This window comes from Rhodococcus sp. JG-3 (assembly GCF_000482405.1).
GTDB lineage: Bacteria > Actinomycetota > Actinomycetes > Mycobacteriales > Mycobacteriaceae > Rhodococcoides > Rhodococcoides fascians.
On record NZ_KI519398.1, the window covers coordinates 970731 to 992967 of the forward strand.

A 22237-nucleotide genomic window follows, 5' to 3' on the forward strand; every position below is an offset into this window, starting at 1 on the left:
TCGGTGCGATGCAGCGAACCTGGGTACGGATTCTCACCGGAACGATCGCGACGCTGGGCATCGTCACCGGACTCGTCGCGATGGGGGCGTACTACACCGACACCCGCATCAACGTTCTGATCGCGCTGGCATCGTTCGTTCCCCTGATGCTCGTCGCTGTCGTGGTCGGTGCCGTCGTCGCGCTGATCGGTAGGCAATGGATTCTGGCGGCGGTGTCGGCCGTCGTGTTGGCATCAGCCGCAGTGGCGTACGCACCTCTGTACGTGGCCGACGCGGCATCCCAGGACGAGGCGAGCGGCGATGCCGTCCGGCTGCGGGTGATGCAGGCCAACCTGATGGTGGGCAGCGCCGATCCGTCGGTCGTCGTCGGATCGGCACGCGACAACGCCGTCGACGTCGTGACGATCCAAGAGCTGACCGATGCGTCGGTGCTCGGGCTACGGGATGCCGGCATGGAGCAACTCTTTCCGTACAGCTACCTGCGAGCGTTGCCGACGGGTGGCGGAGGTGCCGGAATCTACAGTCGCACACCGCTGTCCGACAACCGCGAACTCGCCGGCTACGGGCCCGTGAACCTGGCCACCTCCGTCGACGTTCCCGGATCGGAGCCAGTGACGCTGCTGGCCGTCCATCCCGGCCCGGCATACGTCACCCCGGCCGATATCTGGACCGCCGAATTGGACACGCTCCGTAGCGATCTCGAGGCGGTGTCGGCAAGCGGTCCCGTCATCGTCAGTGGTGATTTCAACACCACGTATTCGCACAAGAAGTTCAGGAACCTACTCGATGCCGGATATACCGACGCTGCAGCACAATTGGGGATGGGGCTGATCCCGACCTATCCCACGGACAAGGGCACTCCGGCCGTCGTCGGCATCGACCACATTCTCACCAATTCCGGGCACGCCCGATCACTGGAAAGAATCGACCTCCCGGGATCGGACCACCACGGTCTGATCGGGGAGATCGAGTTCTCCGGAGTCAGCTGACGCGCGCCGACTGCTTGCGAGACTTGCCGCACTGCAACAGAATTCGCACCTTGACTGGAGTTCCGTCGAGTGAGGTCACGATGTCGTCACGGGTCCGTGCTGCGGCGTCGGAGACCTGCTCGAGGGACGTGACGGCTGGGTCGAGCGTCGCGACGATCTCGACCACGCGCTGTCCCCTGTCCGAGACAGAGCGACCGGAGGCCGAGACGATTCCATCGTGACCTGCCAGCGACTTGGCTGCACTACGGGCGGCGGTGCCGAGGTCGACGCTGAGCCTGCCGTCGACCTGCTCTCCGTCCACGTTCGTGACCTCGGCCGACGTGGATCCGAAGGCCACGGTCCCGACCGATCGGCGCGGCAGGTGCGCGAGCAACCACCACAGACCCAGCAGGATCAGCACGACAGCGGCTACGCCGAGAGCCCAGGGCCACCAACCGGCGTCGACGGCGGTGTCGACGAACGCGGCGTCCAGCCGCTCGCGGCCGGGAAGCTCGCCGCGTTCCCACGCGATGGCTCCGCCGCCGAGAGCGATCAGAGCCAGCCCGACGACGGCTGTGCCGGTGCGGTCGAGCGATGCGGTTGCACGTTTCACAGCTGCTGTCCTTTCATGAGGTCTGTCCTGTCGTTCGCACTCGGGTGCGCACCTTGGGTGCCGACGCGAGTGGGCGGAGGGCGTCGTCCACGGACGTCACGACCGCGGATTTGAGAGCCGAGGTGTCGGTACCGGCCACGGTGGATACGGCGACGGTGACCTTCTTGTTGCCCGCCTTGGCGGACGCGGTGTCGACGCCGACACTGTCCAGGGCGGCAGATCGCGCGACGGCAGCGACGTCGCCCTTACGAAGCCAGACGCCCTGCTCGTTGAGAGCACGGTGGGTGCGACGACGTGGGCGAATTGCCACGAACACGAGAACGAATCCGATGACGACGGCGGCGATACCTGCGGGCAGCATCCACTGCTGAGCGGTGAGCCCATCGAGGTTCGATGCGGCCGGGCCGACCCACTCGGAGCCGTCGAGAGCGCCCAGCTTCAGCAGCGCCTCGCGTCCGAGTACGACTCCGGCGGCGATGAGAACGAGAGCGAACAGGACGGCCGGAACAGCTGCGGTGGGGTTGGCCACCGGCTTCTTGCTTGCTTGCTCTGTCACTGCACTCTCCCTTCTTCGCTGGTGGGCTCGGCCGGTATGCATTCGACCGTCACGTCGACTCGGTCGACGGTGTAGATACCGAGTTCGGACAGGTCTCTGGCCACGGCGGCGCGAACGTTCGCAGCCACTTTCGCCAACGGTGAGGGCCAGGTGACTCCGACGGAGACCTTCGCTCGCACTCGCTCGCCGGTGATCGTCACATCGGCCTTCGGCAGATCACGCCCACCGAGGAGGTGCAGTCCGGGCTGGCGGTCGGTGACGGAGTCGGTGCCGCGGGCCGCCAGAACGGCCAGGCGTTCGACTGCCTTGTGCTTGATCTCCAGGGAACCGCGATCGCCGGGGTCCGCGAGTGACCCCGGGGTTGCGGCCGGTGTCCCTGGGGTCGTGGGGGTTGCTGCTGTGTCAGTCACGACCGCGACCACGCATGATCGAGTTCAGATCCAGTTCACCGTCGATGTAGCGGCCGACGAAGAAACCGAGTCCGCCGAGGACGATGGCGATGAGGAAGCCGGTGAAGCCGCCGGCTGCTGCGGCGATGGCCAGCAGAAGTCCCACGAACAAACCGATGGTTGCAGTGGTCATGGTCTTGTCTCCAGTCAGAGTGTTCGGATGTCGAGAGTTCAGATGTCGAAGTAGTTGCGTCGAGTGACGCGTTTGCGGAGCCGGGCGATGCGTTTCGGCAGTGTGCGCAGTGGCGTCGGTACCGAGGACGAACGGAACGCTGTCGGTGCGCTGGCAGTGTTGATCGGATTCGACGGAAGTACGGCGAACCGGCGGTCGACTTCCGCGAGCTCTGCCATGTACCGGGCGGGATCACCACCGATGTCGGGGTGGTGTTCTCGGGCCACAGCGCGCCGGGCCGCCTTGTATGCGGCGGCCCGGTCGCGCGCTGAATGCTCGTTCACCTGGTCAGACTCGCACAATTCAGACCCGGACGACATCCTCGACTGTGACGTGCACGGGCCCGTCGACCATTGCCGCGACGGTGCTACGCACTGCCTCGGCGGTCTCCCGTACGGCGTAGCCGAACTGGAGAGTGACGTGTACCTCGGTGCCGTCGTCTGCGATCCGGATGCCGGCGACGCGGCGTCCGGGTAGATAGGTCGCAGCCTCGCCGAACATGCCGCCGTGCAGCCCGACGACACCGTCGATCGCCTGTACGGCGTCGGCGATGTCCTCGGACTTGTCACGGTCCGTCGGGTTCGGGTCGGTCACTGCACTCGGGTGGAGGCGGTCTCGGTGGTCTCCTCTTCGTCCGAGCCGTCGTCCAGGTAGATGTCGTGAACGACGATGTTGACCTCGGTGACCTCGAGGCCCGTCATGCGCTCGACGGCGTTGATGACGTTGCGACGAATGCCTGCTGCGAGGTCTGCGATCGAGACGCCGTAATCGGCGACGATGTCGATGTCGACCGCTGCCTGACGCTCGCCGACCTCGACCGAGACGCCCTGCGACTGGTTGACGCGGGCACCCGGGATACGCTCGCGCAGGGCACCGATCGCGCGGCTCGCTCCGCCGCCGACGGCATGTACGCCCTGGACCTCACGGGTGGCGATGCCGGCGATCTTCGAGACGACGGTATCGGCAATGGTGGTGCGGCCCTGCGAGCTGACGAGCACGGAATCCGACTTCGTGGTGATGTCGGTCTTGCCTTCGCCTGCTGCGGATACGGTTGCCTTGGTGTCCGTCGTGGAGCTCATGACTGCCTCTCTTCGCTGAGTAGTGGTGCACAGTGTGTGTCAGGAGTTGGTCGTAGCTCGATCACCGAAACGCACGTACAAATAAAGTGACCTACGTCATAGATTACGTCTGGGGGCCCGATGGAGTGGAGAGATGCGTCGGACCGCGTACTCGTCGGCGCAGCCGCGCTCGGCGAGACGGATGCGTTCGAGGAGATCGTGGGCCGATACGGACCGGAGATGTTTCGGTACGCCCGAAACATGCTGTCCGATCAGGGTGCAGCAGAGGAGGTGGTGCAGGACGCGTTCGTCGCAGCGTGGAAGGGGCTCGACAACTTCCGGGGCGATTCGGCTCTGCGCACCTGGCTGTTCTCGTTGGTCTCGCACAAAGTGATAGATCATCGCCGGCGTCGCAGCGTTCCTCCTGCGGAAGACTGGGTATTCGAGCGCAAGAGCACGGGCGCGGGCAGTGATCCCGAGGCGGACGTCGAAGCAGACAGCTTCATGGCCGAATTGGGTGTGGCACTGGCGGAGTTGCCCTATCGGCAGCGGGCCTGCTGGTTGCTTCGGGAGGTCGAGGGCCTGACCCATCCGGAGATCGGCGCGATCATGACGTTGTCCGCAGGAGCAGTACGAGGTCAATTGACCAGAGCACGAGCAACATTGAGCGAAAGGTTGGCGACATGGCGAACCCGGTAGAACCGAATGCGGTTCTCGCGCGTGCTGCCACCGAGCTTCGGGAGGCACCGCAGGAACCGAACTGGGTGGACATCAGCTCGTCCATCCTCGCGAAAGTGCGCAATACGACGCGCCGCACCTGGCCGATCGACAGCGTCTTCCCGGCGGGTTCAGCGGCTGATCCACGGGACTCACTGCGGATCAGCGATCACATCGTCAAGACGACGTTGCGCCGTGCTCTCGCGGGCGTACACGGTGCACAGCCCACCGAGATCGACCTCGATCTCGACGATCACGCCTGCACAGGCCTGTTCGTCGCGGTGATCGGCGTGTACGGCGACGATCTGCAGGCGGCAGGCGAAGAACTGGCATCGATCGCCATCGACGTGGTCGCGGACCTGCTCGGCGTCACCCTCGGCAGGGATGCGGTCGAAATCCGCGTCGACGACATCGAGGAGCGCTAGCGGATCGGGGTTGTTCGAGGAGCGCTAGCGTAAAAACTCCGTCATGACCGCAGGTCGTGAGCGTAGGAAAGCGTAAGGAACGCGTTTTCGTTCGCTGGTGGGATCCAGGATCGAGCAATGACCGAATTGCTCTGTCTCACGGTGGCCGCGTTCGTCGCGGTCTACCTGTTCGTCGCTCTTCTCGATCCCGAGAGGTTCTGACGCCGCCATGAATCCTGCTCTGCTTGCCGGTCTTCAGATCGCTGTGGTCATCGTCGTGTTGGCGGCGGCGTACGTGCCGCTCGGTGACTACATGGCCCGGGTGTTCGGTTCGACCCACGACACTCGGGTCGAGAGTCTGCTCTATCGGGTGGCCCGGGTGAACTCGTCGTCGGAACAGACCTGGGTCGGCTATTCCACCAGCCTGCTCGGGTTCTCGTTCGCCGGGGTCGTATTCCTGTTCGTACTGCAGCGAATTCAGGGTGTGCTCCCGCTGAACGGTGGCCTGTCGGGGGTGAGTCCGGCGATGGCGTTCAACACTGCGGCGTCGTTCGTCACCAACACCAACTGGCAGTCGTACGTTCCCGAGACCACGCTGTCGAATCTGACGCAGCCGCTGGGGCTGGCGGTGCAGAACTTCGTCTCTGCTGCAGTCGGTCTCGCGGTGGCGATCGCCGTCGTGCGCGGCTTCGTTCGGGTGTCGACGGGCGGTGAGCTCGGCAATTTCTGGGTCGACCTCACGCGCGGGACGCTCCGTATTCTGCTGCCGCTCTCCGTGCTCGTCGCGGTGATCATGCTGACTCAGGGCACCGTGATGTCGTTCTCGTCCGGCTTCACCTCCGGCGGTCTCGATGGGCAGACGGTCACCAATGCGCTTGCGCCCGTTGCCTCGCAGGAGGCGATCAAGGAGATCGGCACCAACGGTGGTGGCATTCTGGCGGCCAACTCGGCGCACCCGTTCGAGAACCCGACACCACTGACCAACATCGTGCAGATCATCTCGTTGCTGCTGATCCCGGTGGCCCTCACTCGTACGTTCGGCACGATGATCGGCAACCGCAAGCAGGGTCTGACGCTGCTGGCGGTGATGGCGACGCTGTGGGCGACGTTGTTGGCGGTGACGTTGTTCGCCGAATCCGGTACCCGTGGAGTGGCAGCAACGGCCGCGGGCGCGATGATGGAAGGCAAGGAAGTTCGCTTCGGCATCCCGGCGTCTGCGCTGTTCGCGGTGTCGACGACCGGAACATCGACCGGCGCAGTCAATTCGGCCCACGACAGTATGTCTGCGCTGGGCGGCGGAGCGGTGTTGCTGAACATGCTGTTCGGCGAGATCGCGCCGGGTGGCGTCGGCACCGGTCTCTACGGATTGCTGGTGCTTGCGGTCATCGCGGTCTTCGTCGGTGGCCTGCTCGTCGGCCGGACCCCGGAATTCCTCGGTAAGAAGCTGGGTCGACGGGCCATCACGATGGCCGCGCTCTCGGTTCTCGTGATGCCGATCCTCGTGCTCGTCGGAACGTCGATCACGGTGATACTCGAATCGACGACGAGCTATCAGGGCAACCCCGGCATCCACGGATTCACCGAGGTGCTCTACGCCTACGCCTCCGCTGCGAACAACAACGGCAGTGCTTTCGGCGGCTTGACGGTGACGAGCGACTGGTTCCAGATCTCCCTCGGTATCGCGATGCTGCTCGGCCGGTTTCTGCCGATCGTCTTCGTATTGGCCCTGGCCGGTTCGCTTGCGACGACCAAACGCAGCGCGCCCAACGCCGGCACCCTGCCCACCGATGGACCGTTGTTCGGCACGCTGCTGATCGGTACCTCGATCCTGGTCGCGGCCCTCACCTTCTTCCCCGCACTTGCTCTCGGACCCATAGCAGAGGCCATGCAATGAACCTGTCACTGAACACCGCTCTACCCGGCGCGTTCCGCAAACTCGATCCGCGTCACCTGGCCCGCAACCCGGTCATGTTCGTCGTCTTCCTCGGCTCGATCGTCACGACGATCCTGTCGATTGCTCAGCCGTCGGTGTTCGCCTGGTTCGTCACCGGCTGGCTGTGGTTCACGGTGCTGTTCGCGAACCTCGCCGAATCCGTCGCCGAAGGTCGCGGCAAGGCGCAGGCCGCCAGCCTGCGAAAGGTGAAGCAAGACACCACTGCTCGACGACGCACGGCGTCGGGTGCCGAGTTCGTGATCACCGAGGTGGCCGGTGCCGAATTGAAGGTCGGCGACGAGGTCGTCGTCTCGGCCGGTGAGGTCATTCCCGGCGACGGCGATGTCATCGAGGGCATTGCAACCGTCGACGAATCCGCCATCACCGGTGAGTCGGCTCCCGTGGTCCGTGAATCCGGCGGCGATCGGTCGGCCGTCACCGGCGGCACCATCGTGCTCTCCGATGAGATCGTCGTGAAAATCACTGCAGCGCAGGGCGAGACGTTCGTGGATCGGATGATCGCCCTCGTCGAGGGCGCGGCGCGGCAGAAGACGCCGAACGAGATCGCCCTGAACATCCTGCTCGCGTCGCTGACCATCGTGTTTCTCTTCGCTGTCGTCGCCATCGGTCCGATGTCGAATTACGCGGGACAGCAACAGGATCCAATCCAGCTGATTGCCCTGCTCGTCTGCCTGATCCCCACGACCATCGGGGCACTGCTCTCGGCCATCGGTATCGCGGGCATGGACCGGTTGGTGCAGCGCAACGTACTGGCAATGTCCGGCCGGGCAGTGGAGGCGGCAGGCGACATCGACACGCTGCTGATGGACAAGACCGGCACCATCACCTTCGGTAACCGCCGCGCCACCGGTCTGCATCCGGCGACGGGCATCGACGCCGCCGAATTGGCTCGCGCAGCTCGGCTGTCGTCGCTGGCCGACGGCACCCCCGAGGGGCGCAGCATCGTCGAACTGGTCGAGCGAGACTTCGAATCCGTCACGGCAGAAGGCGAATCCGAGCGCAGCGAGTTCGTGGCGTTCACGGCGCAAACTCGGATGAGCGGGTTGGATCTACCGGGCATGGAGATCCGCAAGGGTGCAGCGGATTCGGTCTACAGTTGGATTCGCGACGGCGGCGGGACGGCCGATCTGGACGGCACCGTGCACGACATCGCCCAGAACGGCGGCACGCCGCTGGTGGTCGCGGTACGCGAAACCGGTTCTCCCGCTCGCGCTCTCGGCGTCGTCGAACTCTCGGACGTCGTCAAACCCGGCATTGCCGAACGGTTCGCTCAGCTGCGGGCCATGGGCATCCGAACGGTGATGGTCACCGGCGACAATCCGCTGACCGCCAAAGCCATTGCTGCCGAGGCAGGCGTCGACGACTACCTGGCCGAGGCCACTCCCGAGGACAAGCTCACGCTCATCCGGCAGGAGCAGGAAGGCGGCAGGCTCGTTGCGATGACCGGCGACGGTACCAACGACGCCCCGGCTCTCGCCCAGGCCGACGTCGGCGTCGCGATGAACACCGGCACCTCGGCCGCCAAGGAAGCCGGCAACATGGTGGACCTCGATTCCGATCCGACCAAACTCATCGAGATCGTCGAGATCGGCAAGCAGTTGCTCATCACGCGCGGAGCTCTGACGACGTTCTCGTTGGCCAACGACCTGGCGAAGTACTTCGCGATTCTGCCGGCGATGTTCTCCACCGTCTATCCCCAGCTGGGCGGGCTCAACATCATGCACCTGGCGACCCCGGAATCGGCGATCCTGTCCGCGGTGATCTTCAACGCGCTCGTCATCGTGGCGCTGATTCCGTTGGCACTCAAAGGTGTTCGATACACCCCGGCATCCGCGGCTGCGTTGCTGCGGCGGAACCTACTGGTCTACGGCGTCGGCGGCGTCATCAGTCCGTTCGTCGGTATCTGGCTCATCGACCTGCTCGTTCGACTCATTCCAGGGATTGGCTGACCATGCGTTTCGTACAGGGATTTCTCCGTCAGGTCGTCGCCGGCTTCGCAGTGCTGCTGGCGCTCACCGTGATCCTCGGCATCGCGTACCCGGCTGTGGTCTGGGGCATCGGCCGCATCGGCACCGACTCCGCCGAGGGGTCGCCGCTGCGTGACGCACAGGGGTGCGTCGTCGGCAGCTCGCTGATCGGCGTCGATCCGCAGGTGGATCCGGGAGAGCCGGATCCGTTCTTCCACACCCGCGTCACGGGCTCGGTATCGGACGACGACGCGTTCGCGCCCGGTGATCCGGCCGCGGCGCTGCCGACCAATCAGGGCCCGTCGAGCGAGGTACTCGCGTCGTTCGTCGAACAGCGCCGAGCCGCCATCGCAGCCCGGGAGAACGTCGACCCGTCCACCATTCCGGCCGACGCCGTCACCGGCTCCGGATCCGGTGTCGATCCCGATATCAGTCCCGCCTACGCGGCCCTCCAGGTCGCCCGGGTGGCCCAGGTCAACGGAGCGCCGGTGAGCGAGGTGGAGGCTCTGGTCGACGAGTACACCCGCGGCCCGCAGTACGGTGTACTCGGTGCCGAAGCGGTGAATGTCCCGGAGTTGAACCTGGCACTGCGGGACGCATACCGGCCGGGTGAGGAGACAGGCTGTGGCGGACAGGGGTGAGCTGCGGATCTATCTCGGTGCCGCGCCCGGCGTCGGCAAGACCTTCGCCATGCTCGGCGAAGCTCGTCGGCTGCAGGATCGCGGACGTGACGTGGTCGCGGCCGTTGTGGAAACGCACGGTCGGGCGCGAACCATCGAGGCACTCGAGGGCATCGAAGTTCTGCCGATGGCCACCGTCCGTTACCGAGGAGCCTCGGCGCAGGAACTCGATCTCGACGCGGTCCTGACGCGCCGCCCCGAGGTGGTGCTCGTCGACGAGCTGGCGCACACCAACACTCCGGGCAGCGTCCACGACAAGCGGTGGCAGGACGTCGAAGTGCTGCTCGACGCGGGCATCGATGTCATCTCCACACTCAACGTGCAGCACCTCGAATCTCTGAACGACGTGGTGCAGCAGATCACCGGTGTTCCGCAGCGAGAGACGGTTCCCGACAGCGTGGTTCGGGCCGCGGACGAGGTCGAGCTGGTCGACATCACACCGGAGGCGTTGCGGAGCAGGCTGCGGCACGGCAACGTCTACGCCGCCGACAAAGTAGACGCCGCGCTGAGCAACTACTTCCGCGGCGGCAACCTGACGGCTCTGCGTGAGCTAGCACTGCTGTGGATCGCCGACCAGGTCGACGCCGCATTGGTGAAGTACCGCAAGGACAATCGCATCACCGACACCTGGGAGGCGCGCGAGCGGGTGGTGGTCGCGGTGACGGGCGGCCCCGAGTCGGAAACCCTGCTTCGGCGGGCGAGTCGGATCGCCTCGAAGTCCAGTGCCGAACTGATGGTGCTGCACATCGTTCGCGGAGACGGCCTCATGGGCGTGTCCGCACCGCAGATGGGTTCCGTGCGCAAGCTCGCCGCCGGCCTCGGTGCGAGTGTGCACAGCGTTGTCGGGGACGACGTGCCCACCACTCTGCTCGATTTCGCGCGCGGAGTGAACGCCACGCAGTTGGTGATCGGTACCTCGAGAAGGTCACGCGCCGCCCGCATTCTCGACGAGGGTATCGGCGCGGCCGTGGTGCAGAACTCGGGAAAGATCGACGTGCACATGGTCACTCACGCCGAGCAGGCCCGTCGGCGGAGTCTGCAGGTCGATTCGGGGCGTCGACGGGTGATCGCCTGGCTGGCCGCGGTTCTCGTGCCTTGCTTGGCCGCTGCAGTGCTGAGCACGGTCGGTCCCGATTTCGATTCCAGCGGTGAGAGCGCCCTGTTCTTCATGGTGGTGCTGTGTGTGGCGCTGCTCGGAGGTGTTGCCCCGGCAGCACTCTCGGCGCTGATCGCAGGATTTCTACTGAACTATTTCTTCACCACACCCAGATACAGCCTGACGATCGCCGAGCCGGACAACTTCGTCGTGACAGTCGTACTGCTGCTGGTCGCTGTCGCGGTCGCGGCCCTGGTGGATGCGGCTGCTCGGCGGACGCGTCAGGCACGCCGGGCGACGCAGGAAGCCGAACTGTTGACCCTGTTCGCGGGGTCCGTCCTGCGCGGTGCCGATCTGGGTGCGCTGCTCGAGCGCGCACGGGAGACGTACCGCCAGTCCGGCGTCGCATTGTGGGACAACCAGTCCCGATCCATCGTGGGCAGCTCGGGCGAACACCCGCCTACCGATCGCAACGGGGCCGACACCGAAATCGACGCGGGCGATTTCACGCTGCTGCTCGTCGGCGAACGCACCCGCGCCCACGATCGCCGCGTCCTCGCAGCCGTGGCCAACCAAGCCGCGGGCATGGTGCGCCAAGCCCGTTTGGCCGAGGAAGCCAGCCGCGCCAACGCACTGGCCGAGGCCGACGCGTTGCGTCGAGCATTGCTCTCGGCCGTCAGCCACGATCTGCGGACGCCGCTGTCGGCGGTCAAGGCAGCCTCGTCGTCGCTGCGCAGCACCGACGTTCAGTTCTCGCCCGAGGACACCGACGAACTGCTCGCCACCATCGACGAGTCGGCCGACCAGTTGACGGCATTGGTGACCAATCTGCTCGACTCCTCGCGGCTGCAAGCCGGTGTGGTCCAACCCAGTCTGCGTCCCGTCTTCGTCGACGACGTGCTGGCAGGCGCGCTGGTAGGGGCCGACGAGCGCGTGCGGGTCGAGGTGGGCGACGTCGAAGTGCTCGCCGATCCGGGTCTGCTCGAACGAGTGCTCGCGAACCTGGTGGCGAACAGTGCCCGCTACGCCCCCACCGGCGAGATCACCGTGCGCGCCGCAGTGCACGGTGACATGGCCACCATCTCCGTCGTCGACCACGGCCCCGGCATCACCGTCGGGGCGGAAGCGACGATGTTCGACGCGTTCCAACGCCTCGGCGACCGTGACAACTCGGTGGGCGTCGGACTCGGCCTGTCGGTGGTGCGAGGATTCGTGCGGGCCATGGGCGGTACCGTCACGGCGTCGGACACCGTCGGCGGAGGGCTGACGATGACGGTCGAGTTGAAGGCGGCGAGCAGGTGAAGGTACGGGCGCTCGTCGTCGACGACGAACCACAGATAGTGCGGGCGCTGCGGATCAATCTGAACGTCCGCGGATTCGAGGTCGTCAGCGCGGCTACGGGCGGGGAAGCACTGCGGGTGGCCGCGAACTTCCACCCGGACATCGTGATCCTGGACCTCGGTCTGCCCGACATCGACGGTATCGACGTCATAGCAGGTCTGCGCGGATGGACCGATGTGCCGATTCTGGTGCTGTCGGCGCGCACCGACTCGGCCGACACAGTCGAGGCACTCGATGCCGGGGCCGACGACTTCGTGACCAAGCCGTTCGGCATGGACGAGCTGCTGGCACGGCTGCGCGCGGCCCTGCGCCGCGGTCCGCAATCGGTGCCGGACCCCATCGTCCAGACGGCAGACTTCACCGTCGACCTCGCTGCCAAAACCGTTGTTCGGCAAGGCGAGAACGTGCACCTGACGCGCACCGAGTGGGGGGTGCTGGAGTTGCTCGTCCGCAACGAAGGAAAGCTGGTGTCGCAGAAGGAGATTCTGCGTACCGTGTGGGGGCCCGGGCATGAACGCGAAACGCATTATCTGCGAATCTATCTCGGCCAACTACGGCAGAAGTTGGAACGAGACCCGGCGGCACCGGTGCATCTGATCACCGAAACCGGTATGGGCTATCGATTCGTGAGCTGAGCGCTAACCGCGCCCGCACCTATCCACCCAGTACCTCACCTTCGCGGCGCGGGTCGGCTCCGCCGATCCAGCCACCGTCGGTGCGTTGCAACGCGCTCAGCCCGCTCGACTGGTCGGCAACCGAGACCTGATGGCCCATCTCGCGCAGCGTCACAACGACCGGATCGTTCTCTCCGGACACGTTGGGGTGTTCGCCGCCGTAGTTGGTGGACGGGGTGTTGGCCGCTCCGAAGTCGACCATCGACACCGCCTGCTGCGGGTCCATTCCCCAATCGAGCAGTCCTACCAGTGTTTTGACGACGAACTGGATGATGACCGATCCGCCGGGTGAGCCCGCGACGAGAACGAGGTCTCCGCGTGCACCGTCGTCGCTGCGGTCGAACACCAGCGTCGGGGCCATCGAGCTTCGCGGACGCTTGCCGGGCTCGACTCGATTGGCCGTCGGGCTTCCGTCCTCGGCTACCGGCGCGGCCGAGAAGTCGGTCAGCTGATTGTTGAGCAGGAATCCGTCGACCATGTGGAACGAGCCGAAGGCGGATTCGACGGTCGTCGTCATCGAGGCCGCGTTGCCCTCGCCGTCGACGATGGAGATGTGGCTGGTGCCGTGCTCGGGATCGGTGGACGAGGCGAACTGCACGGGCCCGAAGTCGCCCGGTTTCGCGGTACCCATCGACTTGCCTTCGTCGATCAGTCCTGCTCTGCTGCTGAGGTACTCGGGGTCGAGCAGGGTGTCGGGCGAGCCGCCGGGTAGGGGCACGAAGTCCGGATCGGCGACGTACTTGTCGCGATCGGCGTAGGCCAAACGCTCGGCCTCGGAGATCAGATGCACGGCCTCGGCGGTCGGCTTGCCGCCGTTGGCGTCCATGTCCGTCGGGGCGTACTGCGCCAGATCGAAGTTCGACAGAATGCCCATCGTCGAGGCCACCGCGATTCCACCGGAGGACGGCCCCGGCATTCCGCAGATGTCGTGATCGCGGTACGGCGTGCACACTGCGGTACGGGTCTTCGGCTCGTAGCCGGCGAGGTCGTCCACCGTGATCTGCCCCGGGGTACGGCCGGCGGTGGTATCGGCTGTCGCGTCGACGATGGCCTGGGCTATGTCGCCGGTGTAGAAGGCGTCGGCACCGTCGGTTGCGATGGCGGACAACGTCTTCGACATCGCTGGGTTGTTCAGCACCGTGCCGGCGGGCTTACCGGTACCGTCGGGCTGCAGGAAGTAGTCCTTGGACGCCGGGTCGAGTGCGAGCTTCGGTGCCGAGTCCGCGATGGACGAGGCCATGCGCGGGCTGATCTCGATTCCGTTGTCGGCGAGCTCGATCGCTGGTCGGAACAGATCCCCCCACGGCTTGTCGCCGTGATCCTCGTGCGCCTGCTCGAGCATGCGCACAACGCCCGGCACGCCGATCGATCGGCCACTGGACCGCGCATCGGGTTGCGGCACAGTGCGGTTGACGTCGTCGATGTACCGCAGGTAGTCGCCGGTGGCACTCATCGGCGCGGTCTCGCGACCGTCGTAGCTCTGCACCTCGCCCGACGCGGCGTCGTAGTACATCAGAAAAGCGCCGCCGCCGATTCCCGACGACTGGGGTTCGACGAGCCCGAGCACGGTCTGCGCGACGATGAGTGCGTCGGCCGCGGTGCCGCCGTCGCGTAGTACCTCGCACGCGGCTGCAGTGGAGACCGGGTTGGCGGTGGAGACCGAGTACGACGGCGTCTCCACCGGAGTCATGTTCGACCGATATCCGGTCGCCACTTCCGGATTGGTGGAGATGTCACCCGAGCCGGTGCTCGGACTCTTTCCTACCGGGGTGCCGCCACTGGCACCGAGCACGCAGCTGTCCGCGGTGTCGGTACCGGCGTCGTCGCTACTGCTGCACGCGACGAGCGGCACCAGCAGAAGAGCACAGGCGAGGGCGGTGTAGCGAACAGGGCGCATTCCGGTTGCAGACACCGCTCGACGCTAACACCGTGGTCACCGTTGCTGCGCGGATTCGAGAAGCCAATGCGCGATGGGGGCGGGCCTGCCGTACAGATAGCCCTGTGCGAAACGGCAGTCGAGTTGCTCGATGATCGCAGCTTGTTCCTCGGTCTCGACCCCCTCGGCGACGGTGGCCACGGGCAGCGCGGACGCCATGGCGGTGATCGCGCGAATGAGCTGGACGTCGGAATCGGAGACGCCGATCTCGTGGACGAAGGACTTGTCGATCTTGAGCAGTGCAATCGGCATCTTGCGCAACCGGTTCAGCGAGGAGTAGCCGATACCGAAATCGTCGAGCACGATGAGTACGCCCATGGCGGCGAGCCGATCGAGCACGGTCTTCGCTGCGCCGATGTCGTCGATCAGAACACTTTCGGTGATCTCGAGCGCCAGGTCCGCACCGGTGACGCCGAAGGTATCGAGCACCCGTTGGACGATGCCCGGCAACGAGTCGTCGCGCAACTGCATCGGCGAGACGTTGACCGACATGGTGACGTCCTGCCCGTTCGCGCGCAGTGTCACCAGATCGGAGATCGCGGTGCGCAGTACCCACTCACCGATCTCCTCGATGAGATTGGTCGATTCGGCGATCGGGATGAACTCGTTCGGCGTCCGTACTCGGCCCTGCCAGTTCCAGCGCACGAGCGCCTCGTAGACAACGGTCTTGCGGGACTTCGTCGCGACGATCGGTTGGTAGTAGACCTCGAGCTCCCCGCGCCGGATCGCGCCGCGAAGTGCGGTGGCGGTCTCGATCGCCGATGTTGCTCGCGCACGCAAGGACTCGTCGAAGAACGCGTAGCGAGACGCCCCGAGAGATTTCGCGTGATACATCGCGGTGTCGGCCTCGCGGATGGCGTCGTGCAGTCGTTCGGCGTCGGCGATGCCCACCGAGGCCGAGACGTAGGCGGTGGCAGCACTGAGCGGGAACGGCTCGCTCAGTCGCTCGATGATGCGGCGCGCCAACAGTTCCGAACCGGAACGGTCGCGGCGGGTGAGCACCACGAACTCGTCGCCGGCATACCGAACGACGGTGTCGGCGGCACCGACGGCCGCGCGGATGCGACGTGCCGCGGCGACGATCAACTCGTCTCCGACGCGGTGGCCGTACGAATCGTTGACCATCTTGAAGTTGTCGAGGTCGACGAACAGAGTGCAGGTGCGTCCGGGTCGCTGAGCGCGTTCGTGTCGGGCGTACTCCGCGTCGAGCGTCGTGCGGTTCGGCAGTCCGGTGAGCAGGTCGTGTGCCGCGAGGTAGCGGGCATGCTCCTCGCCGGTCTGCACTCGGGCCAGGGCGCGTTCGCCGCGGAGGAAAGCACCGACCAGGATCGAGGCGAGCAACAGCGAGCGGACGATCAGGTCGCCGGTGGAGACCGCCGAACCGAGCAGCGGCACGGTCGCGCAGACCACCAACAACAACACCACGAAGACCACCCGACGGCTGCTGTGGGCGGGTGCGGGGGTCTGCCGGTGCGACACCGTGCGCATCGACGGGTCGAGCGCTGCCATCGCCAGCGACAGGTACGCGAACAGGTAGATGCCGTCGAGCAACCCCGAGGACGGAGCGTCGTCGGTCGTCGCCGCGAAGGCGTAGGACACGTCGCCGACGAATGTCGCCACCAGGGCGAGCAGCGCCCAGAACAGCGCGGCGGAGCGGGGTTTCGAGGAGAAGAGCAGATATGTCGTCAACGTGATCAGCGCCGCGTCGATCGCCGGATAAATCCCGTTCACCACCGTCGACACGGACGAACGCGGCAGGTCGAGGGCCGGAGAGATCAGCAGCAACCACGACAGGAACAGCGTGCCGAGGAAGATCAGGCCCGCATCGACGAGTGGGGTGATGTCGTCGATCGATCGGCGGTCTCGGATCCACCGAGACAGGGCGTATCCCACCAGGGCGTACCCGGTGAGAGTGAACAGATCCGGGAGCAGGGAGAACGATCGATCCAGCGCGTTCGGGTCGCTGCGAAACGAGACTCCGAACATGAAGAGCACCGAGGCTCCGAACAGAGCCCACCAGCATCGGGCGTCGCTCGGACGGTAGCGACGAATTGCCGCACTGATCGCCACGACCGATCCCACGGCGACAACGGCCAGCACGCCGGCACGCACGTCGGCACTGCCCTGGACGAACACCGCCACCGCGACGACGGCCACCGCAGCCAGGAACGCGGTCCGCACCGATGGCACGGCGAATGGCGCAGCGGCCTTCGCATTCATCGAAGGACCCCACTTCCCCTCGCCGTGCGGCGCTCGCACCTTCTCCGCTGACGCCTTCATCGGTGAATATACGTCTTTGCCTGCACAAACGGTGACCAGGGTCACTAATTGCCTTCGAACAGACCTCGGCTCCACCCACCCGTCGAAAACTGACGTCAACCGAAGGTTGACGGCAGGCGGTCGTCAACCTAAGGTTGACGCATGACCGAATCAACGAAGATCACCAATCCAGTCCGACTCGACGACCTGATCGCCGCCATCGAGAAGGTGCACACCGACGCCCTCGATCAGCTCTCCGACGCGGTGATCGCCGCCGATGCGCTCGGCGACATCGCCGACCATCTGATCGGACACTTCGTGGATCGAGCACGTCGTTCAGGTGCGTCCTGGACTGCCATCGGCGCCTCGATGGGTGTCAGCAAGCAGGCGGTGCAGAAACGTTTCGTGGCCAAGGGCGGCGACGACCCTGCCGAGCTCGACGCCAGCCAGGGCTTCTCTCGCTTCACTCCGCGCGCACGAAATGTGGTGGTGGGGGCGCAGAACGAAGCCCGGGCGACGAGCAACGACCACATCACCACGGGCCACTTGATCCTCGGCCTGCTCGGCGAGCCCGAGGGCTTCGCCGCGAAGCTGCTGGGTGCGCAGGGGCTCACCGACGAGCAGATCCGCGCCGCGGTGACGGCGACGCTGCCCGCACCGGCCGATCCCCTGCCGGCGCTGATTCCATTCGACGCCGGTGCCCAGAAGGCACTGGAATTGACCTTCCGTGAGGCGCTTCGGTTGGGACACAACTACATCGGCACCGAGCACATCCTGTTGGCGTTGCTCGAGAACGAGGATGCCACCCTGACCGAGCTCGGGGTCCGCAAAGACGCCATCGAGAGCGGACTGGCAACCGCGCTGGGAAGCTGATGAACCGCCGTCAGGAGGCCATTGCTTCGGCCTGCTCGACGGCGAACCGAACGTCCTCCTCGATGAGATCACCGTTGATCGCGGCACCGGCCTTCACGCCTGCCGCAGATGCCGCGACGACGGTGTCCATGGGTGCCGCTACGTTGCCGGCCACCCACACTCCTGGCACGGACGTCGCCCCGACCGGGTCGGCCTCGATGTAGGTGCCCAGGACGTGCCCGTTCATCACCATCTCGGTTGTCTCGAGTCCCAATGACTCGAGAACGTCCGCGCGGGAAGTGAAGTTGGGGCCGACGACCACGGCGTCGAGCGCGACGGCGACGCCGTTCGCCAACGTGACGCCGACGATGGCGTCGTTCTCGACGTCGACTCGCGTGATCTCTTCTTCGACCACGACGATCCCGCGGGCGCGCATCCGCGTCAGATCCTCGGGGCTCAGTTCCGTTGCAGTGTGGGTGAAGACGGTGACGTTCTCGGACAGCTGACGCCACATCTGGGCCTGGTGTCCGGACATGACGCTGCCGATGATGCCGATCGCCCGGTCTCGGACCTCCCACCCGTGGCAGTACGGGCAGTGCAGTACATCGCGGCCCCAGCGCTCGGCGAGCCCCGGAATGCTGGGAAGAATGTCGGTGAGACCGGTGGTGACCAGAACGCGACGGCCTCGAACGACGGTGCCGTCGGCGAGGGACACGTCGAACCCGGAGTCGGTCCGCACCGCCGACGTCGCGGTGCCGTCGACGATGCGGACGCCGTAGTGCTCGGCCTCGATACGGCCGAGGCGAACGAGCTCGAGCGGAGATTCGCCGTCGCGCGTGAGGTAGTTGTGCGAATGGGCGGCCGGAGCGTTGCGCGGATCGCCGGCGTCGATGATCGTCACGGATCGGCGCGAGCGTCCGAGAGCTACCGCGGCGCTGAGCCCGGCGACTCCGCCGCCGACGATGATCGCGTCGACGGGGACATTCTCGACGGGGGCTGGGTGTGCGTTGTCTGAAGTCATGTCTGCAGTGTGCGGACAGAGCTGCATGGTTGGCAAGAAATCTTGCCAGAACAGCAAGTTGTCGAAGACGAAAATACCGCTGCTCCGACCGGCGCACACAAAACGAGGTAGCTGCCCTGTTTGTGCCCTCGTCGGCCGAACCGACGGTTGCGATCGGTGGCAGTAAGCGCGGATCTACCGCTTGAACAGGCCGTTCGGGTGCGGTCTACTGATCGGCAGGAAGAATTTGGGGGCGCAATGGGGAATTTCGAAATCGGGGATACGGTCGTCGCACTCAGAAATTTGGGACGCGTGCGTTGGCGAAGCGGCATTCCCAAGGGAACCGTGGGGATCGTCGTAGGCATCGACTGGCTCGGCGACGCCCGAGTGGACTTCACCGCCGACCCGTCGATGCGAGCGCGCGGAGAAGCGGTGGAGCACATCGTGGCCGACGGTGACGTCCGGACGGTGCGGTCGGCACCTCGCCGCTTGTTCGGCTAGCTGCCGTCGGTTCGCTCGTCGTCGGTGGCCGGGCCGGTTTCGATGGCCCCACCCTCGCTGGACCAGTCGTTGGTGTCTGCGTCCGCAGCCGGGTCGGACTGCACGTCCTTGTCGGCGTCGGGGGCAGAGTTCTCGTCGTGCTTCGGATCAGTCATGTGTGCGGTGTACCCGTGCGGTGCCGGACGAACCGTCGGCACCGCACGGATGGCGAACTGCCGGTCCTACAGTCCGAAGGGCAGCGTTCCCGGTGCCAGCTCGAAGCCGCTGCTACCAGCAGAAATGGAGCCGAAGCCGGCGAGGATCGCGTTGATGAAGTTGGTGATCATGAGATGTTCCTTTGCTTCGATGTGTAGACGTACTCGTGGGACAACCCGGTCGAGGTTACCGGCCGCGGTAGCGTCGAACCTGTGAGGAACCCTGGGATCTACGTCGGGATTGCTGTTGCCGTGAGCCTGCTTGCGGCGTGTTCTTCGCCCAGTGCACCGGACGCCGACGTCCCGGACACCCCGGCTTCGGCGCCACTGAACTATGTGGCGCTGGGTGATTCCGCGGCGTCGGGGCCACGCATCCCGGAACAGGTGGGTGTGCCGGGCTGCGAGCAGTCCGACTCGAACTACCCACACGTCGTCGCGGCTCAGCTAGAGGTCGCGTCCTTCGTCGACGTCACGTGCGGCGGGGCAGTGACCGAGAACCTGGTCTCGACGCCCCAAAGCACCTCCAGCGGGGATCAGCCCGTCCAACTCGACGCGGTGACGCCCGAGACCGAACTGGTCACGGTGACCATCGGTGGCAACGACATCGGGCTCGTCTCGACTGCGGTGGGCTGCCTGACGTTCGCGAATTCCTCGACAGGCAACGTCTGCAAGGACCGGCTCACCGCCGGCGGCGTCGACACCGTCGCCGCCGCCATCGCGGACAAGGCTCCGGGTTGGGGCGCGATGCTCGACGCGGTGGCCGAGCGTGCGCCCGACGCGCGGATCCTCGTCGTCGGATACGGAACGTATCTCCCCGACGGCGGCTGCTTCCCCAATCAGCCGGTTCTCCCCGAGGACACCGACTACATCCAGAGCAGCATCACCGCCATGAACCAGGCGCTGAAGACACAGGCCGAGGAGCACGGGGCCGAGTTCGTCGACACCGAGGCGCTCAGCGTCGGCCACGATGTCTGTGCGGCAGTCGATCAGCGGTACTTCGAGGGCGTCATCCCGGAGAACCCCGCTGCGCCACTGCACCCGACGGCAGCCGGCATGGCCGCCATCGGTGACGAGATCGCCTCGATCGTGCGAAGCGAATAGGTGTCCACGGGAAGGTAACTGGCTCTACCCGGGCGTTCGACTATCGGGAAGTGTCGACCGTATGGTCTCGTGGTCCGCAGTATTCGGCGTGTTCGCCGTCGCCCTCGTGTTGGTTCTGACACCGGGTCCCAACATGATCTACCTCGTCTCGCGCAGCATTTCGCAAGGCAGGCGGGCGGGGATGGTGTCCCTCGTAGGTGTGGCTGTCGGCTTTCTGGTCTACCTGACGGCCACCAATCTCGGCCTGGCAGCGGTGTTCACGGCCGTGCCCGCGTTGTACATCGTGGGCAAGCTCGCCGGCGCGGTCTACCTCGGTTGGCTTGCCGTGCAGGCGCTACGCGGAACGGCCTCCGCCTTTGAGGCGACTGCACTGCAACAGGATTCGAACCGTCGACTGTTCACGATGGGTCTGGTGACCAACCTGCTGAACCCGAAGATCGCGATCATGTACATCTCCGTGATTCCGCAATTCGTCGATCCTGCGGCCGGCCGCCTTCTGCTGCAGGGCTTCACGCTCGGCGGCGTACAGATCGCCGTAGCGGTGGTGATCAATCTGGTGATCGTGGTTCTGGCCGGATCGATCGCCCGATTCCTCGCCGTCCGGCCCACCTGGCTGAAGGTGCAGCGTTACCTGATGGGCACAGTGCTCGGGTTACTGGCGGTCCGTGTCGCTACCGACGGCGGGCGACCGCTCCCGGCGTGATCGACGCGTGGCACGCAGATCCGGATCCAACCGTCGCCGTATGCCTTCGGATGCAGCCGGCCCCGGAAGGAACTGCGCGTGGCTCTCGCGCAGAGTCCTTCCTGTCTCGCGGTCGACGAGGACCGGATCGATCGGTCGGCCATCTCCGTCCACCAGCACCACCCGCCGATCCCGTTGCGGCACATGCTTGTTTCCCCATGCATACAGAGCGACGATGACCGTGCTGAGTTCACGGGCCCGCGCCGTCGGTACGTACTCGTGGCGCGGGGGGTGCTCACTGTATTGCACCTTGGTCAGCATCCCGCCGTCGACCAGGCCTTTGAGTCTGCGCGCCAACATGTTCGGAGCAATACCGAGATTGGACTCCAGCTCGTCGAAGCGAGAGAAGCCGTCGAGCACATCCCGCAGGATCAGCAGCGTCCACCATTCGCCGACCTGCTCGAGCGCCCCGGCGATGGGGCACTCCATGTCCGCGAAACTACGGCGTTGCATTGCTACTTTCCAGGGATGACGAGCAAGGAACTCGTCCCGGTCGCGACGACCCTGCCGGTGTTGTCGACCACCGAACCCTCGGTGAAGATCACTCGCGAGCCGCTCTTGACCACGGTCCCCGTGGCCGTCAAAGGTCCGCTGTGAGAGTGCACCGGGCGTTGGTAGCTGACGTTGATGTCGATGGAGGTGTACCCGGTGCCTGCCGGGAGCGTGGTGTGGGCCGCGCAACCGAGGACTGTGTCGAGAAGCGTGCACACCAGACCGCCGTGCACCATGCCGATCGGGTTGTAGTGCGCCTCGGACGGTTCGCACTCGAACACCACTTTGCCGGTCTCGACCAAGACCGGGGAGAACTGCATGAGGGCGGCGATGGGCGGAGGTGGCAGCTCGCCACTGACCAGCGCACGCATGGCGTCGAGACCGCTCATGGTGGACGCAGTCTTCAGCACCTCGGCGGGGTCGACCCACGAGAAGGTCTGCGATCGTCGTTGCTCATCAGTGATCATGTGTCTCGCCTGTCCTCGAGTAACTATCACCATGATAGTCAGCT

The 22237-nt window shown here is 65.6% G+C and carries 26 protein-coding genes; 13 read left to right on the forward strand and 13 right to left on the reverse strand.

The annotated features are described in order from the left end of the window. Positions 1-8 precede the first annotated feature (8 nt). Complete coding sequence (locus K414_RS0106000) at positions 9-989, forward strand: endonuclease/exonuclease/phosphatase family protein (protein WP_051364960.1); 981 nt, start codon at positions 9-11, stop codon at positions 987-989. Here the strand turns inward: K414_RS0106000 and K414_RS26155 are convergent. Genes K414_RS26155 through K414_RS0106035 form a run of 7 tightly spaced genes read right to left on the reverse strand, consistent with a single transcriptional unit; the run spans position 982 to position 3837 of the window. Beyond that, positions 982-1581 carry a hypothetical protein gene (locus K414_RS26155; RefSeq protein ID WP_051364961.1) on the reverse strand — a complete coding sequence of 200 codons (600 nt, stop codon included), beginning with the start codon at positions 1579-1581 and terminating at the stop codon, positions 982-984. The two genes, K414_RS0106000 and K414_RS26155, sit on opposite strands and share 8 nt — an antisense overlap. Positions 1582-1594: 13 nt before the next feature. After that, on the reverse strand, positions 1595-2137 hold the full coding sequence (locus K414_RS26160) for a DUF6286 domain-containing protein (RefSeq protein WP_051364962.1): 543 nt from the start codon (positions 2135-2137) through the stop codon (positions 1595-1597). Then, positions 2134-2547, reverse strand: a complete 414-nt coding sequence (locus K414_RS0106015) for an Asp23/Gls24 family envelope stress response protein (RefSeq protein ID WP_027495125.1) — start codon at positions 2545-2547, stop codon at positions 2134-2136. Before K414_RS0106015 ends, K414_RS26160 begins: the two co-directional genes overlap by 4 nt. Then, on the reverse strand, positions 2540-2719 hold the full coding sequence (locus K414_RS0106020) for a hypothetical protein (RefSeq protein ID WP_027495126.1): 180 nt from the start codon (positions 2717-2719) through the stop codon (positions 2540-2542). The genes K414_RS0106015 and K414_RS0106020 overlap by 8 nt, the downstream gene beginning before the upstream one ends. Before the next feature lie 38 nt (positions 2720-2757). Continuing rightward, the gene (locus K414_RS29295; protein ID WP_162247549.1) at positions 2758-3042 is read right to left on the reverse strand and encodes a hypothetical protein; all 285 of its coding nucleotides are present in this window, start codon (positions 3040-3042) and stop codon (positions 2758-2760) included. A gap of 19 nt (positions 3043-3061) precedes the next feature. Further along, a complete protein-coding gene (locus K414_RS0106030; protein ID WP_027495127.1) occupies positions 3062-3352 on the reverse strand; it encodes an Asp23/Gls24 family envelope stress response protein in 291 nt (96 codons plus the stop codon). Beyond that, positions 3349-3837 (reverse strand): Asp23/Gls24 family envelope stress response protein, encoded by a 489-nt coding sequence (locus tag K414_RS0106035; protein ID WP_027495128.1) that lies wholly within the window; start codon positions 3835-3837, stop codon positions 3349-3351. Before K414_RS0106035 ends, K414_RS0106030 begins: the two co-directional genes overlap by 4 nt. Before the next feature lie 120 nt (positions 3838-3957). On the opposite strand from K414_RS0106035, the gene K414_RS0106040 reads away from it, so the two are divergent. The 8 genes from K414_RS0106040 (at position 3958) to K414_RS0106075 (ending at position 12610) form a co-directional block, all read left to right on the forward strand. Next, a complete protein-coding gene (locus K414_RS0106040) occupies positions 3958-4515 on the forward strand; it encodes a sigma-70 family RNA polymerase sigma factor (protein ID WP_048318882.1) in 558 nt (185 codons plus the stop codon). Beyond that, complete coding sequence (locus K414_RS0106045; RefSeq protein ID WP_027495130.1) at positions 4500-4958, forward strand: hypothetical protein; 459 nt, start codon at positions 4500-4502, stop codon at positions 4956-4958. The genes K414_RS0106040 and K414_RS0106045 overlap by 16 nt, the downstream gene beginning before the upstream one ends. A gap of 117 nt (positions 4959-5075) precedes the next feature. Next, the gene (locus K414_RS28455; protein WP_072691966.1) at positions 5076-5159 is read left to right on the forward strand and encodes a potassium-transporting ATPase subunit F; all 84 of its coding nucleotides are present in this window, start codon (positions 5076-5078) and stop codon (positions 5157-5159) included. 7 nt (positions 5160-5166) lie between these two features. Further along, entirely contained in the window at positions 5167-6831 is a 1665-nt protein-coding gene (gene kdpA / locus K414_RS0106055) for a potassium-transporting ATPase subunit KdpA (RefSeq protein WP_027495131.1), read from the forward strand. After that, a complete protein-coding gene (kdpB, locus tag K414_RS0106060) occupies positions 6828-8840 on the forward strand; it encodes a potassium-transporting ATPase subunit KdpB (RefSeq protein ID WP_027495132.1) in 2013 nt (670 codons plus the stop codon). Before kdpA ends, kdpB begins: the two co-directional genes overlap by 4 nt. Before the next feature lie 2 nt (positions 8841-8842). Continuing rightward, complete coding sequence (locus tag K414_RS26170; RefSeq protein ID WP_032392574.1) at positions 8843-9499, forward strand: potassium-transporting ATPase subunit C; 657 nt, start codon at positions 8843-8845, stop codon at positions 9497-9499. Then, the gene (locus K414_RS0106070) at positions 9483-11936 is read left to right on the forward strand and encodes a sensor histidine kinase KdpD (protein WP_051364964.1); all 2454 of its coding nucleotides are present in this window, start codon (positions 9483-9485) and stop codon (positions 11934-11936) included. The genes K414_RS26170 and K414_RS0106070 overlap by 17 nt, the downstream gene beginning before the upstream one ends. Beyond that, positions 11933-12610 carry a response regulator gene (locus K414_RS0106075; RefSeq protein WP_027495134.1) on the forward strand — a complete coding sequence of 226 codons (678 nt, stop codon included), beginning with the start codon at positions 11933-11935 and terminating at the stop codon, positions 12608-12610. The genes K414_RS0106070 and K414_RS0106075 overlap by 4 nt, the downstream gene beginning before the upstream one ends. Positions 12611-12629: 19 nt before the next feature. Here K414_RS0106075 and ggt read toward each other — a convergent pair whose 3' ends face one another. Together ggt and K414_RS0106085 are read right to left on the reverse strand one after the other, a co-directional pair. After that, the gene (gene ggt / locus K414_RS0106080) at positions 12630-14546 is read right to left on the reverse strand and encodes a gamma-glutamyltransferase (RefSeq protein ID WP_027495135.1); all 1917 of its coding nucleotides are present in this window, start codon (positions 14544-14546) and stop codon (positions 12630-12632) included. Between the two features lie 36 nt (positions 14547-14582). After that, positions 14583-16805, reverse strand: a complete 2223-nt coding sequence (locus K414_RS0106085; protein WP_027495136.1) for a bifunctional diguanylate cyclase/phosphodiesterase — start codon at positions 16803-16805, stop codon at positions 14583-14585. Positions 16806-17006: 201 nt separating this feature from the next. On the opposite strand from K414_RS0106085, the gene K414_RS0106090 reads away from it, so the two are divergent. Then, positions 17007-17717, forward strand: a complete 711-nt coding sequence (locus tag K414_RS0106090) for a Clp protease N-terminal domain-containing protein (protein ID WP_027495137.1) — start codon at positions 17007-17009, stop codon at positions 17715-17717. 10 nt (positions 17718-17727) lie between these two features. Here K414_RS0106090 and K414_RS0106095 read toward each other — a convergent pair whose 3' ends face one another. After that, positions 17728-18717: an NAD(P)/FAD-dependent oxidoreductase gene (locus K414_RS0106095; RefSeq protein WP_037219817.1), complete on the reverse strand. Its 990-nt coding sequence runs from the start codon at positions 18715-18717 to the stop codon at positions 17728-17730. A 291-nt stretch (positions 18718-19008) separates the two neighbouring features. Here K414_RS0106095 and K414_RS0106100 point away from each other — a divergent pair, with 291 nt between their 5' ends. Beyond that, on the forward strand, positions 19009-19197 hold the full coding sequence (locus K414_RS0106100) for a hypothetical protein (protein ID WP_230593523.1): 189 nt from the start codon (positions 19009-19011) through the stop codon (positions 19195-19197). Here the strand turns inward: K414_RS0106100 and K414_RS29300 are convergent. Continuing rightward, positions 19194-19352: a hypothetical protein gene (locus tag K414_RS29300; protein ID WP_167328122.1), complete on the reverse strand. Its 159-nt coding sequence runs from the start codon at positions 19350-19352 to the stop codon at positions 19194-19196. The two genes, K414_RS0106100 and K414_RS29300, sit on opposite strands and share 4 nt — an antisense overlap. Positions 19353-19604: 252 nt before the next feature. Here K414_RS29300 and K414_RS0106115 point away from each other — a divergent pair, with 252 nt between their 5' ends. After that, a complete protein-coding gene (locus K414_RS0106115; protein ID WP_202595049.1) occupies positions 19605-20492 on the forward strand; it encodes an SGNH/GDSL hydrolase family protein in 888 nt (295 codons plus the stop codon). Positions 20493-20553: 61 nt separating this feature from the next. After that, positions 20554-21195 (forward strand): LysE family translocator, encoded by a 642-nt coding sequence (locus K414_RS0106120; RefSeq protein ID WP_027495141.1) that lies wholly within the window; start codon positions 20554-20556, stop codon positions 21193-21195. On the opposite strand, the gene K414_RS26180 is transcribed toward K414_RS0106120, so the two are convergent. Both K414_RS26180 and K414_RS0106130 read right to left on the reverse strand, forming a co-directional pair. Beyond that, positions 21145-21687 carry a helix-turn-helix domain-containing protein gene (locus K414_RS26180; RefSeq protein ID WP_080729912.1) on the reverse strand — a complete coding sequence of 181 codons (543 nt, stop codon included), beginning with the start codon at positions 21685-21687 and terminating at the stop codon, positions 21145-21147. The genes K414_RS0106120 and K414_RS26180 overlap by 51 nt on opposite strands. Before the next feature lie 2 nt (positions 21688-21689). Continuing rightward, on the reverse strand, positions 21690-22193 hold the full coding sequence (locus K414_RS0106130) for a PaaI family thioesterase (RefSeq protein ID WP_027495142.1): 504 nt from the start codon (positions 22191-22193) through the stop codon (positions 21690-21692). Positions 22194-22237: the final 44 nt, after the last annotated feature.